At 57.5% G+C, this 14,080-nt stretch carries 11 protein-coding genes; 5 read left to right on the top strand and 6 right to left on the bottom strand.

Features of this window, described 5'->3' with window-relative positions; genetic code table 11:
* Positions 1 to 148: 148 nt before the first annotated feature.
* On the top strand, positions 149 to 1,345 hold the full coding sequence (locus WA354_RS19175; RefSeq protein WP_472814625.1) for a serine hydrolase domain-containing protein: 1,197 nt from the start codon (positions 149 to 151) through the stop codon (positions 1,343 to 1,345).
* A gap of 86 nt (positions 1,346 to 1,431) precedes the next feature.
* On the opposite strand, the gene glnD is transcribed toward WA354_RS19175, so the two are convergent.
* The 3 genes from glnD to WA354_RS19160 form a co-directional block, all read right to left on the bottom strand.
* Positions 1,432 to 4,041, bottom strand: a complete 2,610-nt coding sequence (glnD, locus tag WA354_RS19170; protein WP_472814624.1) for a [protein-PII] uridylyltransferase — start codon at positions 4,039 to 4,041, stop codon at positions 1,432 to 1,434.
* A gap of 198 nt (positions 4,042 to 4,239) precedes the next feature.
* The gene (locus WA354_RS19165) at positions 4,240 to 4,578 is read right to left on the bottom strand and encodes a P-II family nitrogen regulator (protein ID WP_472814623.1); all 339 of its coding nucleotides are present in this window, start codon (positions 4,576 to 4,578) and stop codon (positions 4,240 to 4,242) included.
* 72 nt (positions 4,579 to 4,650) lie between these two features.
* Positions 4,651 to 6,051: an ammonium transporter gene (locus WA354_RS19160; protein WP_472814622.1), complete on the bottom strand. Its 1,401-nt coding sequence runs from the start codon at positions 6,049 to 6,051 to the stop codon at positions 4,651 to 4,653.
* A gap of 315 nt (positions 6,052 to 6,366) precedes the next feature.
* On the opposite strand from WA354_RS19160, the gene WA354_RS19155 reads away from it, so the two are divergent.
* The 4 genes from WA354_RS19155 to WA354_RS19140 all read left to right on the top strand — a co-directional run bounded on the left by WA354_RS19155 (position 6,367) and on the right by WA354_RS19140 (position 10,728).
* Entirely contained in the window at positions 6,367 to 6,942 is a 576-nt protein-coding gene (locus WA354_RS19155) for an NADH-quinone oxidoreductase subunit B (protein ID WP_472814621.1), read from the top strand.
* Positions 6,943 to 7,280: 338 nt separating this feature from the next.
* Complete coding sequence (locus WA354_RS19150) at positions 7,281 to 9,068, top strand: OmpA family protein (protein ID WP_472814620.1); 1,788 nt, start codon at positions 7,281 to 7,283, stop codon at positions 9,066 to 9,068.
* A gap of 283 nt (positions 9,069 to 9,351) precedes the next feature.
* Positions 9,352 to 10,479, top strand: a complete 1,128-nt coding sequence (gene mqnE / locus WA354_RS19145) for an aminofutalosine synthase MqnE (RefSeq protein ID WP_472814619.1) — start codon at positions 9,352 to 9,354, stop codon at positions 10,477 to 10,479.
* A 27-nt stretch (positions 10,480 to 10,506) separates the two neighbouring features.
* Positions 10,507 to 10,728, top strand: a complete 222-nt coding sequence (locus WA354_RS19140; protein WP_472814618.1) for a hypothetical protein — start codon at positions 10,507 to 10,509, stop codon at positions 10,726 to 10,728.
* Between the two features lie 8 nt (positions 10,729 to 10,736).
* Here the strand turns inward: WA354_RS19140 and WA354_RS19135 are convergent, their stop codons facing one another.
* The 3 genes from WA354_RS19135 to WA354_RS19125 all read right to left on the bottom strand — a co-directional run.
* Positions 10,737 to 11,399, bottom strand: a complete 663-nt coding sequence (locus WA354_RS19135; RefSeq protein ID WP_472814617.1) for a hypothetical protein — start codon at positions 11,397 to 11,399, stop codon at positions 10,737 to 10,739.
* Between the two features lie 25 nt (positions 11,400 to 11,424).
* Complete coding sequence (locus WA354_RS19130; protein WP_472814616.1) at positions 11,425 to 12,741, bottom strand: metal-dependent hydrolase family protein; 1,317 nt, start codon at positions 12,739 to 12,741, stop codon at positions 11,425 to 11,427.
* 108 nt (positions 12,742 to 12,849) lie between these two features.
* On the bottom strand, positions 12,850 to 14,080 hold a 1,231-nt coding region (locus tag WA354_RS19125; RefSeq protein WP_472814615.1), incomplete at its 5' end, for a two-component system sensor histidine kinase NtrB.

Below are 14,080 nucleotides of genomic sequence, written 5' to 3'. Positions count from 1 at the left end.
CAAGGAGATTTACATTCCGCAGGCCTCATTCCGGACTGTCACTTTGGGGCACCTCGTGAACACTCTTGAGTAACAGTGCGTATAGTTGTCCAGGCCAACAGATCCTCGCCGTGGCTCACCACAATACAGTTACAAGAGGAATTCCCCAATGAGAATGTGGAACGTGCTTCGTCCGTTGACTGTCCTGGCTTTTGCTGCTCTTTGCGTTCCCGTGGCCGCACTGGCGCAGACGATACCCAACGGCGCCGCCATCGATGGCGAAGTGGGCAAGATCATGACCCGCACCAAAGCAAACGGCATGGCTGTTGCGGTCATCGATCACGGCAAAGTTACCTACGTCCATGCCTATGGTATCCGCGACTCTAAAGGCGATCCGCTCACCACAGACACGGTGATGTACGGTGCATCCCTCACTAAAACAGTATTTGCGTACACCGTGCTGCAACTGGTCGATCAAGGCAAGCTGAAGCTGGACGAGCCCATCCAGAATGATCTCGACAATCCGCTCCCCACGTACGGCCCCGATCCGGTCTTTCCGGACAAATACGGACCGTACAAGGATCTAGCCGATGACCCGCGGTGGAAAACGATCACTCCCCGCATGTGTCTGAATCATTCCACAGGCTTCAGCAACTTCTGGTTCATCGAACCCGACCAGAAGCTGCGCATCCACTTTCAACCGGGCACCCGCTTCAGCTATTCCGGCGAGGGATTCATTCTCTTGCAATTCGTGGTTGAGCATGGGCGCAAGGCGCAGGGATTGGGGCTGGACGTTGGCGATCTAACTAAGGCCAACTTCGACCGCCTGGGAATGACGCGCACAAGCCTGACGTGGCGTAACGGACAGGACCCCAACGTAGCCGATGGCTGGAACGACCAGGGTCAGCCACAACCCCACGACAAGCGCAGCAAAGTGCGCGCCGCGGGGTCGATGAACACGACGATCACTGATCTTTCCGCGTTTACGGCTGGCCTTGTGAGCGGCGACGGGCTGAGTGAAGCCTCGCGCGCCGAGATGACAAAACCTGTCCTGCACATTCCCACAGCAAGCCTGTTCCCACTCTTTCTCCCTGATGCGCCCGTGAGCCAACAGCGCAAGGACTTGTATTCGGGTCTGGGCGTCATCGTATTTGAAGGCCCGCAAGGTCCTGGCTTTTACAAAGGCGGTCATGACGGTCAGACTGCAAATACCATGGTGTGCCTTGAGAAGAGTCAGCGCTGCGCCCTGATTCTTGCCAACGACGTTCGCTCCGAAGCAGGTTTTGCCGAACTGGTCCGGTTCATCCTGGGCGACAACGGCGTCCCCTTCGACTGGGAATATGGTGACCACGCAGGAAAGTCCTAGAGCCCTGACACCGGAGTCTCGTATTGACGAGAGACCCCTGCGATAACGACTGAACGAGTTGATGAACGTGGTTTGGGAGACAGGTTCTAGGCGCCTACCGGGGCGCGGAGCTGATTGATCGCAGCGGTCAAATCGGCGGCAAGTGCGTGCTGCGTTTCGTTGCTGAGCTTAGCGCCACTTTGCGTCAGGTAGAAAACGTCAATCGCTGTTTCGCCTTCGGTATCGATAAGCGCAACCTCGATGTTGCACTTATGAGTGCTAAGAGTGAGAGCGATTTGGCGCAGCAGCCCGGGGACGTCCTGCGCGACTACCTGCAGTAACGTCGAGTGCGTCGAAGACTCCGAGTCGAATTGCAGCCGCGTTGCAACTTCAAGCTTGACGCTAGCGGGATTGCTTGCGTGGCGGCGTGCTTCCAGCATCTGCTCCACCGGAACTTTTTGTGCGACCACATCGTGAACGTATTCGAGGAAGCGGTCTTTCTCGCTCGGATTCAGTTCGATGGTGCGAAAAACATCGGTGAATTGGAAGCTGTCGACCACAACACCGGCATCGTTGGAAAATGCGCCGGCTTTCACGATATTCATACCCCAGGCTGCAAGCGCACCAGCCACGTCCGCAAACAGGCGGCTGCGGTCGCGCACGATCACAGTGAGATCGAAAAGCTGGCGGTGAGGCCGAAGGTCAAGCTGGACGGGACTCTTGTCGAGATTTGCGGCGAGCTGGAAGTGGTTGCGGATGTGCTCCGGGAGACGAGTCTGAAGGTACCGCTGCGGAAGCCCTTCGAGAAACTGGTGCAGCGCATCGTACTGACTCGACGGCACCATCGATCGGATGCGATTCAGCAGCGTCGGATCGATGGCAGCGTGATAGCGAACCTCGTCGACGCTGCGGTCCATGAAATTTGCTGTCGCCATGTAGAGTTGCCACAGGTTTTCGGCCTTCCATGGTGTCAGTGCTTCCGGGTTCACGGCCTTGATGTCCGCATAGGTCATCAGCGTAAGCATCTTCAAGAGTGCCGGGCTACCAATCTTTTCAGAGAAAGCTCGAACATTCTCAGCGTCAAAGATGTCCCTGCGCAGCGCGTTCGACATTTCCAGATGCAGGCGAATGAGCTTGAGAACGGAATCGCGCTCTTCTGCGTCAAAGTCCAGCCGCGCCATGAAGCTGTCTGCGAGCTCGACACTCTGCCCGGTATGTTCGCCGCTGCGCCGGCCCTTGCCGGTATCGTGCAGCAGCAGCGAGAGCAGGAAGAGATCGAGGCGATCAATTTCGGGAAGCAGTTGCGCCAGTCGCTGTTCGTAGTCGTGCGCTGGCTGGCGCAGGCTGTGCACGTTGTCGATGGTGAGAAACGTGTGCTCATCGACCGTGTAGCGGTGATAGCTGTCGCGAATTACCAGTGCATCGATGCCGTGGAATTCTGGAATCAGCATCTCCAGGACGCCGAGTGCGTGCATGGTCCGGAGCGCGTGTGCCGCATGCGGCCCTAGCAGCACTTCACGCAAAGCATTCCAGAGATACGGACCCTCGGGGATATGGATAGCGAGAGCAGGCAGCGCATCGGTAATGCGATCTTCGGCCGCCTGCGACAGTGCGTAGCCATGCGTCGCCATCAGCGAGAAGATACGCAGGATGGCCGCGGTATCGCTGAATTGCGCGCCGGGGAGGATGTCGATGCGACCCTGGTCGAGAATGAAGTCGGTGCCTGCAATCGGTGTGCGCCGCCGCCGGAACTGGCGGTAGAAGCTGACCGGCGCCGGCAGGTGCTCCATCAGAAGCGCGGCGCGGCGATAGATGACGCGCGCATGCCGGTAGTAGGTGCGCATCCAGTAAGCGGGGTCGGCGGTGCCCCGTGTCTCAAGCCCGATAGAGTTGGCCGCGGCTTCGTCCTGTGACTGCCAATCCAGCGTGTTGTCGTCGCGCCCGTGGCGGAAATGAAGGAAACATCGCGCGGCGGCTAGGAAATCGAATGCGGCCTCGGCATCTCCGCGGGCGCTCTGGAAGACTCCGCCGCGCTGCCGGGGCCACTCCTTGGTTTCCTTGAGATGGAAGAGCAGGGCAAACCAGACGGCAAGGTGGTAATCGCGCAGCCCGCCGGGGCATTCCTTCAAATTTGGTTCGAGATGGAAGATGGTGTTGCCGTACTTGGCGTGGCGGGCGCGTGCAATCTCACCGAGCTTCTGGGTGATGGTGTTCCACTCGCTCAGAACCAGACCTGGGAAGACCGTCTGATGAAGCTGCTGGTAGAGAGGGAACTGGCCGGCGAGGAAGCGGCGGTCGAGCGTGGCCAGGGTGAACTCGAGATTGTCGGGATCGAACTTGCCGGCTTCTTTCACCGTCCGCGAGCTCGGACTGGCGCGAAGGCCGATATCCCACATGCCCTGAATGATCGATCGGACGGCTTCCCGGGTCTGCTCCTCGGTCTTCTCGTCGGCGAAGGCGAAGAGCACGTCGATGTCGGAATAGGGGAAGAGATCTTTGCGTCCGTAGCCGCCGAGGGCCAGCAGAGATACATTCTGCGCAGGCTGGCCGGCGAACGCCCGTCGCCACATTTCAATCAGGATACGGTCGACCACTGCCGAGCGCCGGCGGATCGCAGCGGTACCGTCCCCGGTACGCTCGCAGGTCTGGCGGACAAGCGCCATCTCCCGGAGATACTGATCCCGAAGATCGTCAACCGCTAAAGCGACTGGATTCATGAGTGTAATTTGAAGGGCTTCGCCGACGCTTAAATGATGTTGTATCAGAATAAGCGATTTTCCAGCGGGGTGGGGGAAATGGGTCGATCTCCCCGAAAATTGCGGAAGACAGCCCCGGGTCGATAGCGAGGTTTTCTGGATGGGAAACACTGCAGACGTCGCCGTTTGACCTGCAGTGCGAGTTTATGGCTCTCTGGATTAGAGCGCTGTTTCGCCGCGCTCGTCGTTGCGAATTCGGATGGCTTCTTCAACCCGGCTCACGAAGATTTTGCCGTCGCCAATTCGTCCTGTGCGCGCCGCAGAGCCGATTGCAGCGATCGCCTTTTCCTTCATCTCGTCGAGCACGACCATCTCGATTTTCACCTTGGGGAGAAGGTCAACGGTATATTCACGGCCACGGTAGAACTCGGTATGGCCCTTCTGGCGGCCGTGTCCGCGGGCCTCCAGAATCGTCATGCCTTCAATGCCGATCTCGAGCAGCGCGTCTTTGACCGCATCGAGTTTGGAAGGCTGGATAATCGCTTCAATCTTGAGCATGCTTTGATTGCCTCGGTTGGTAGCGTATCAGGCTGGACAGCAGAGTGGTCTATATCCGGCCCGATCTTTTCATCAGGAATTCAGGTCGTAACCTTCTTCCCCGTGCTGGGAAAGATCAAGGCCAGTGTTTTCATCCTCCGAGGACACACGGAGTCCGATTGTCTTGTCGACAAGGAAGAGCAGAATGAGGGTGCCGACGGCGGAAATGGTCCAGGCAATTCCCACTCCGGCAGCCTGGTTCAGCAACTGGCCCCAATGTCCGTCGATTGCGCCGGTGGCCGCGTTTGGCCCGAAGGCTGCGTTAATCGCTTTGGTCGCGAACAGGCCGGTGAGCAACGCGCCGAGTGTTCCTCCGGCTCCGTGTACGCCGAAGGCATCGAGAGAATCGTCATATCTGAACCAGCTCTTGACTTTGAACACCATGAACGAACAGAAGAGGCCGGCGAGCAGTCCGATAAGCAACGCGGGAAACGGCCGTACGAATCCCGATGCGGGCGTGATTGCAACCAGGCCGGCTACCGCTCCGGAGATGGCGCCGAGCGCCGTTGGCTTACCGTTGTGGATCCATTCAGCGATGGTCCAGCCGAGGGCGGCGGCGGCGGCTGCAAAGTGAGTATTGATAAATGCGCTTGTGGCCAGCGGACCGGATCCCAACGCGCTACCAGCATTGAATCCGAACCAGCCCACCCACAGCAGGCAGGCCCCGATAAAGCTGAGCACCATGGAATGGGGAGGCATGTTGGTGTGGGGATACCCGATGCGCTTACCCAGGTAAAGGGCAGTCACAAGGGCCGAGACGCCCGAGGTGACATGGACTACGGTGCCACCGGCAAAGTCGAGCGAGGGAATGTGCCCGCCGTTTGCATTCAGAAGGCCGCCTACTCCCCACACCATGTGCGCCATCGGGCTATAAACAATCAGCGACCAGAGCGAGAGAAACACGGCCATCGCGCTGAACTTCATGCGTTCGGCAAAGGCGCCGGTGATCAGAGCCGGGGTGATGATGGCGAACATGAGCTGGTAGATCATGTAGGTTTGCTCTGGAATCGTGGCCGCGTAGTCTGGATTGGGCGTAAGGCCCACTCCACGCAGGAAAATATGCTCGAATCCGCCAATAAAGCTGGTGCCGTGCGCAAAAGCGAGCGAGTATCCCACGATTGCCCAGAGGATTGTGATCAGTCCCATCATGGCGAAACTTTGCATCATGGTGCCGAGAATGTTCTTGCGCCGTACCAGTCCGCCATAAAACAAAGCCAGGCCGGGTCCGGTCATCAGCAGCACCAGCGCCGCCGATACCAGCATCCAGGCATTGTCGGCATTCATTTGGGCAGCGTGAATCGCGTCCTGAAGGGATTTCAGATCGCTCTGAGATACAACAGCTTGCGGGGATGGGTTTGGAGCCTGTGCAGCAAGGAAAGAAGGGAAGAGAAAAAACAGAGATAGCAGAACAACCCTGAAGCGAATACTGAACATTCCTACTCCGATAACAGGTTTAATGGCCGGCTTTCGAAACCGCGAGGCGATCGAAAATACGCGCTGAGTTCCTTCTTACACTCCGGCTTTCGCGTTGGTTAGCGCGGCGCTCCACTCGCAAGTTTTCTGTGAACATTGAAGAATATCGCATCGCTGAGGCCCGACCCATAAAGAATCCTCGTACCTTGCGGAAAAGGCCGGGAGTCGCGTTCATTCAAACTGCGCGTTTCTTTTTGTCAGGCGGTTCCTAATTTGTCCGGAAATTCCCAAACCGTTCGATTATCGCCGCATGGGTCAAAAGGGTAAGATATTGGAATGGGGACCATTCAGGAACGCGATCGCTATCTTTTCGGAGCTCTCGAAAGCAGCGCCAAGAATCGCGCCAAACTGCACGAGGTCAATTATGGCTTTGAGCAGCCGGAGGGCGTATTTCTGACGACCCTGGATTTTGCAGTGAACTGGGTGCGCAAAAGCTCCGTGTGGCCCGTCACTTTTGGACTCGCCTGTTGCGCCATCGAAATGATGTCGATGGGAGCATCGCGCTTTGATATCGCGCGCTTCGGTGCGGAGGTATTCCGGCCCTCGCCGCGGCAATCGGACCTGATGATCGTAGCCGGCCGCGTAGCGCAAAAGATGGCGCCTGTGATTCGTCGTCTTTACGACCAGATGCCAGAGCCAAAGTGGGTTATCTCGATGGGAGCCTGCGCAACTTCAGGCGGGGTGTTTAACAACTATGCCATTGTGCAGGGAGTAAACCAGGTAATCCCGGTCGACGTGTATGTCCCTGGATGCCCGCCACGACCCGAACAGCTTCTCTACGCCATTACGCTTCTTCAGGAGAAGATCCAGCGCGAACCGCGCAGCCTGATGAAGACTTTGAATGCCGAGTAGCTGGCGGTTGCAACGCGCCACTGTCAATTCTTCCAGTTGCGCAGAGACTCGGAACCCACTACTTTGTCCTTGATTTGTCAGCGAGACTTTATCTGTTCCGGATCGCTCAGGTCCGAATAAGGTACAGCCTTTTTCAACGGCCAATGGGGGATACCAGTTGGTAAACCCCTTCAGAAAGTGCACTCTGGCTCCAACAACCTATGTTACGTTTATTTGTGGTGTGCCCCTGACTCTGAATGTGGGATTTTGCCAGGAGCCGTTGTCTTGACCGGAAAATGGTCCGCAAGAGGCACCATTTCCAAACCTGTTTTCAGTTTTTGATTGCGGAGGAGAAACGCATGCACTCGCGAGTTTCGAAATTTACCCGCCTGGCGTTGACTTTGGCATGTACGAGTTTGATGCCGATGGCAATGGTAGCCCAGGATTCTGCGAAGCCGGCCGCGCCCGCTTCCAATGCACCTTCGGCCCAGTCCCCATCAAAATGGGACCTTTTTGCCGGATATAGCTATCTGGCCCCCAAGGGAGATCTGATCTCGGGGACCACCCAGGACAGCGCGAAGTCAGTTAGCTGCTGCGCGATCGTCAGCCTGGCGCGTTACTTCACGAATTATGTCGGTGTGCAAGCGGAAGGCGACTTCCACAAGAACGGCGGCAACTACACGGCCGTGGTGCATAACCAGTTTTCCGGCGGATCGGGTGGCTTGATCGTCCGGTATCCGACAGAAGATATCACGCCGTTTGTACATGCACTGGTTGGTGGAGAAAGCGTTAGCAGCACTTACTACCCCAGTAACAAGTGGGGTATTGTGCTGACTGCCGGGGGCGGTATGGACTACAACACGCCGTGGATCGACCACCGCCTGAAGATCCGCGTATTCCAGGCCGACTATCAGTATGTTCACGACAACATGTATCCGGTTACGCGCGGCAACTTCAACATGGCGCGTTTGAGCACCGGTATTGTCCTGAGCTTCGGCACGATGGCTCCGCCGCCGACCGTGACCCTCGCCTGCGTGGCCTCGCCCAGTTCGGTTTTCCCGGGTGAGCCCGTTACGATTACGGGAACGGCCGGTAATCTGCTTCCAAAGGATCACGTTGTGTATGGCTGGTCCGGCCAGGGAGTGACTGGAACCGACACGACGGCAAAGCTGGACACCTCCAATCTGGCGCCGGGCACCTACACGGTGAACGGTACGGTGAAGGAAGGCAAGCCCGGCAAAGAAGGCCTGAAGCCATGGGAGAGCGCTTCGTGCACCGCGACTGTCACGGTGAAGGAATTCGAGCCGCCGACACTGAGCTGCTCAGCGAACCCGACCGATCTGAAACCGGGTGACTCGTCGACCATTACGGCCCAGGGCGTCAGCCCGCAGAACCGTCCGCTCACCTACAGCTACCAGGCTTCGGGTGGAACCATCAGCGGAAGCGGATCCACGGCAACGTACTCTTCGACCGGCGCTTCCAGCGGACCGGTGCAGATTACCGGCACAGTGACTGACGACAAGGGACACACGGCGACATGCAGCACAAGCGTCAATATCCAGGCGCCGCCGCCGCCGCCGCCACCGCCACCACCGAGCCTTTTGCTGCACAGCGTCTTCTTCCCGACTGCTTTGCCGAATGAGAAGCGTCCTGATAAGGGCTTGGCAGACAGCCAGGATCAGATTCTCACTACCTTGGCAACGGACTTCAAGGCGTACCTGCAGGTTAAGCCGGACGCGCGCCTGACCCTCACCGGTCATGCCGATCCGCGCGGTGGAGACAAGTACAACCAGGCGCTTTCTGAACGGCGCGTAGGCACCGTCAAGAACTTCCTGGTCCAACAGGGCGTTCCAGAATCTTCGATCGACACAGTCGCTCTTGGTGAAACGCATCTGCTCACGAAGGATGATGTAAAGCAGCTCGTTCAGAGCAATCCTGAACTGACGGATGAAGAGAGAGCAAAGATTCTGCGCAACCTCACCACCATTTACCTCGCGCAAAATCGTCGCGTCGACATCACATTGGCGAACACGGGTCAGCAGTCGGTGCAACTGTATCCCTTCAACGCACATGATGCAGGAACCCTTCTCAGCGAGAAGGCTCAGGCGCACGCGAAGAAGCAGCCAGCCGCGCCCAAAAAGAAGTAAACCCTTGATGGATGGAACGGGCCCTCACGGGCCTGTTCCAGAATTCGATTGATTAGAGGTTGGCCGGAATCCGGTCAACCTCTTTCTTTTGAGTGCACAAAGGGATTTGGCGGTTGGGGCCGTCTGCGTTTTTGCGTCGAAGACGAATTGCACCGTCTCCGCTGAACGCGCGTCGAAACAATTGAAGGCAAGTCAGAACAATGCCGGAACGGCGCAGTCAGATTTCAGGAGATTTGCGGGTATTCTGTATCATCGAAGTATGCAGGCTGAAGCGGCTACACACATGCAGATTCCCGGTTTTCGCACCTACGATTCGAGGCTTGAACCGATTGCCGGCAAGGTAACGGTGGGCGAGCGTCTCGATGCCGAAGATGGGCTGGCTCTCTACCGGTCTAAGGACGTGCTGGCGGTAGGCTGGCTGGCCAACCTTGTCCGCGAGCGGATGCATGGCGACGTTACGTACTTTAACGTCAATCGCCACATCAATCCAACCAATGTATGCGTGGCGGCGTGCAAGCTCTGTGCCTTTGGACGCAAGAAGGGCGATCCAGCAGGCTATACGATGGCGTTGGAAGAGGCATGGCAAACGGCAGCATCGGGTTACAGCGAGGCCGTTACCGAGTTTCACATCGTTGGCGGGCTACACCCTGATCTTCCTTTTGAGTACTTTCTGGATCTCGTTCGCGGGCTCAAGGAACGCTTTCCCAAGGTGCATATCAAAGCGTTCACGATGGTGGAAGTCGCATACCTGGCGCGGCGCGCGAAGCTGACGATTGAGCAGACGCTTGTGAAATTGCGCGAGGCAGGCGTGGACTCCATGCCCGGCGGCGGCGCAGAGATTTTTGCAACGCGCGTGCGCTCCATCATCTGCGATCACAAGATTGACGGCGACGAATGGCTGGAAACGGCGCGTCTCGCGCATAAGCATGGCTTCAAATCGAACGCGACCATGCTCTACGGGCACATTGAGAATGATGAAGACCGCGTGGATCACCTATTGAAGCTGCGAACACTGCAGGACGAGACTGGCGGATTTCAGACTTTCATTCCGCTAGCATTTCATCCGGAGAATACCCCGCTCGATCATCTTCCGGTTACGACGGGGTTAACAGATATCCGCCAGATTGCGGTGAGCCGTCTGCTGCTGGATAACTTTCCGCACATCAAGGCGTATTGGCAGATGATGACGCCGAAGATCGCGCAGATTGCTCTCCGCTTCGGCGCCGATGACCTGGACGGCACCGTGATCGAGGAGAAGATCTACCATGATGCCGGCGCGACTACACCGCAGGGCATGACGCGCAAGGAGCTTTGCCGGCTGATCACCGAGGCAGGCCGCGTTCCCGTCGAGCGCGACACGCTGTACCACGCGGTGACGCGTCACGAGGATACCTTTACCGTGGCGGTATAGGGCATTCTCAAGAAAGATGGGGCCTGTATGTCTGATTTCGGCGCGTATGGTCTGCTAGGCCTCTGCATCGGATTCCTTTGGGGAATCGGATGCTCGCTCGCAATCCTATATTCGATCTACCTCGGCGGATATCGCAAAGGTGTTAAGGATTCACTGGCTGATATCAAGCCGAGGCGATTTGTGGAAGCGATGAAGAAGATTCGAAGCAGCCGTGAGACGACGTCTCCGCCAGTGCAGAAATCTGCGTAGCTCCTGAACTAGTACATCCAGCTGCATTCACGCGTGAAATCATTTGGTTCTGCGCGGACCCACGCGCTGCCTGCTTTCTTTACTTCGAAGACTCCGCCGCTACCGCACTGCATGCCGCACATCTTCTCCACCGACACCAATGCTCGATCGTGAGCGCGATCGAAGCCGGGAACACCGAGATAGCGCACGTGACGCAGTGACCGATAGACTCCACAATCCACTCCGTTTTTTCCACCGCCCGCAAGGCAATCCAGGGCCTTTGCGGTTGCTGACTGGGAGAGCAGCAAATACGCGGCTGGAATCGTGAACTTCTTCGCCCATCGATGGCTTTGTTGATTGGCGGCCACAAAAGAATCGGACATCTCGTGTTCCTGAGGCGTCGAGGGTTTCAGACAGCTTCCGTTCACCTGCGGGATATCTGTTCGCGATTCTTCGGCGAAGGCCAGTGGTTCCTGCTGGGGCTGCTGGTAAAGTGCGGAATAGATTTCGTATGCTTCCGGAGGAGCATCTCCGCCGCCAGGTTGGTTGAGAGGGCTTGTAACAGACAAATCAGGAATTGTCGCTAGGGTATTCGGATTCGTGAAGCGCGGCGCGAGGATGCGAAAGCAAAGTATTCCCGCTGCTATGACTCCCAGGCTCAACCACAGCCATCCGGTTGAAAGGACGCGCATCGGCAACTCCAGATGTCACCGCAGGCTACGGGCGCAGCACAACGCCATTCTTCATCACAAAACTGACGTGCTCGCAAGTTGAAATATCATCGAGCGGATTCGCCGGAACGGCGATGATATCGGCGAAGTAGCCGGGCTTGAGATCGCCGATCTGTCCCTGCCAGCCGAGCAGTTTTGCCCCATTGATCATGTCGGCTTGCAGGACAGCGAGAGGCTTCATTCCGTATTGGACCATGAGCGTGAGTTCGCGCGCCTGGGTGCCGTGCGGGAAGGGACCCACATCAGAGCCCACCGCAAAAGATACGCTGGCAGCTAACTGCTTTTTGAATTCACTGATCTTGTACTCGAGCATTGCAGCTTCGGCTGCGGCCTGATCCTGCGATTCGCGGTGATGTGCGAAGTAGTCGAAGATGGTGAAGGTAGGCACCGCAAAAATCCCCTTTTCCTTCATCAGGCGAATCGTCTCATCGCTCAAGTGCGTAGCGTGATCGATGGATGCCACGCCGGCCTGCGCTGCATAGAGCGTGCCGGGTTCGCCCATGGCATGCACTGCTACGACGGTGCCGAGACGATGCGCTTCTTCAACCGCGGCGGTGAGCTGAGCGGCGGTGTATTGATACGGCGTGTGAAGGACGCCGCCTTCCATACGGTCGCTGCCAGTCTCGTAAATTTTCGCGAAGTCGGAGCCCTCCTTATGCTGCTCGCGCATAACTTCGACAATCTGCTCGGCGGAGTTGGCGTAGTCCGCATTGGAAAGCACGTGCTGCGCGGGATTGTAGCGATTGGCATCTTCGTGTCCGCCCAGCAGATCGATGGCGTTGCCGCTGATGCGCAGGCGCGGGCCTGGAATGAGCCCCTGGTTGATGGCGTTGCGTATGGCGGTATCGGCGGAACCGGCGCCCTCGGTGCCCATGTCGCGCTCTGCGGTGAAGCCAGCCATCACATCGTCTTTGGCTGCCTTCTCGGCGAGGATCGTTCGCCACGGTACCGACTCAATCACGGTTTGCAGATCCTCGGCGCCGGGATGCAGAAAGAGATGAACGTGCGCGTCGATCATGCCGGGCATCAATGTGGTGTTGCCCAGATCGACGACCTTGGCGCCTGCGGGATGCTCCACACTCGTTCCAACGGCGCGAATGCGATTGCCTTCGACAAGAATTTCCCCGGGCTGCAGGATTGCACCGGTGTCAACCTGGAGCAGTCGCGCGGCGCGCAGCACAATGGGTGTTTGTGCGGATGCAGGCTGCTGCGCAGCGGCCGATCGATGGAAAAGCACAAAGGAGAAGACAGCAAAAGCGTAGACGCAAAATTCAATGCGCCGAATCGAAGCCAAATTGAACATGGTTACGAATATGCCGCATTGGGGCCGGCTTGTCGATGGAACATTTTCGCCGGGTTCCGTAGAGACTCTCAAAGATGCAGCCAGACGGAGGCCCGCAACCAAAGCGTTTCAGGGATTTTCAGGAAGCACTTCGAAGATGACGTCGAATGCCGCTCCGCGAGATCCGTTTTCTCGTTCCGCCAGAGCGATGGAGCCGCCATGGCGTTCAATGATTTCGCGCGACACCCAAAGGCCAAGCCCGGTTCCTACGTCCTGCTTCGTGGTAAAGAACGGCTCGAAGATGCGCTCCTTGTGTTCCTCGGCCACGCCCGGTCCATCATCCTCTACCAGCATGTGTACGGTGGTTCGTCCAGCCTCTTCGATGCAACGCAGGGTCACAATAATCGTGCCTCCCATTGGAACCGCGTCGGCGGCGTTGGAAATGAGATTGGAGAGGACTTGCTTGACCTCGTTTTGCACTCCGCGAATTGGGGGGCATTTGCCAAAATGGCGCTCAATTCTAATTCTTTTGCTGATGAACTTGTTCGCGTAAAGACGGAATACCGAGCCAACCAGCGACTCAAGCTCAATCGGTTCCGGTTCGTGATCGTCGCGGAAAAACCCAAGCGTCTGGCGGGTAATGTGCGCGACGCGTTCCAACTCCTGCTCAGCCTGGGTGAGTTGCTGGATTACCGCGGCGGGCGCGTGCGGATCAAGTCTCGCGATGTAGACGAGATTGACGGCGGCCTCCAGCGGATTATTGATCTCATGTGCCACCGTGGCGGACAGTCGCGCCGCGGCGCCAAGTTTTTCAGCGTTGCGAAGAACGCGTTCGGTCTTGCGATTATTAGTGATGTCGCGGAACACGAGGACCACGCCGATGAGTTTGCCATTATCGTCGCGTATGGGGGCGGCGCTGTCGTCGATGGGTGTCAGCGCGCCATTTGGCTTGCGCAGCACGGTATGGTTCGCCAGCCCCATGGCCCGGTCATGCTCAATCACTTTGGCGACGGGATTTTCGACAGGCGCCATTGTACTTTCATTGAAGATAGGAAAGATGTCGAGGATATTCCTGCCCGCGGCGCTGGCTGTGGTTATCCCGGTAAGTTCCTCGGCGATTGGGTTCAGAAAAGTGACATGTCCATTCTGATCGGTTGCGATCACTCCATCGCCGATGCTGGTGAGCGTGACGCGAAACCACTCCTCTCTCGCTCGCATTTCCTGGGCATGCTGTTCACGCAGATTCATTTCTCTGAGGATGTAGTAGGCAAGAAGAATCAGGCCGGCCACAGCCAGCGCCGTCGTGAGGTAGATACAGGCGGTGGTCACGGCGATGTTCCGGCGGTACGCAGCACTCCGC

It is taken from the genome of Occallatibacter sp. (assembly GCF_049802275.1).
GTDB lineage: Bacteria > Acidobacteriota > Terriglobia > Terriglobales > Acidobacteriaceae > Telmatobacter.
Note: the sequence above shows the minus strand (reverse complement) of the source record. Positions and strands in the feature narration are given on the sequence as shown.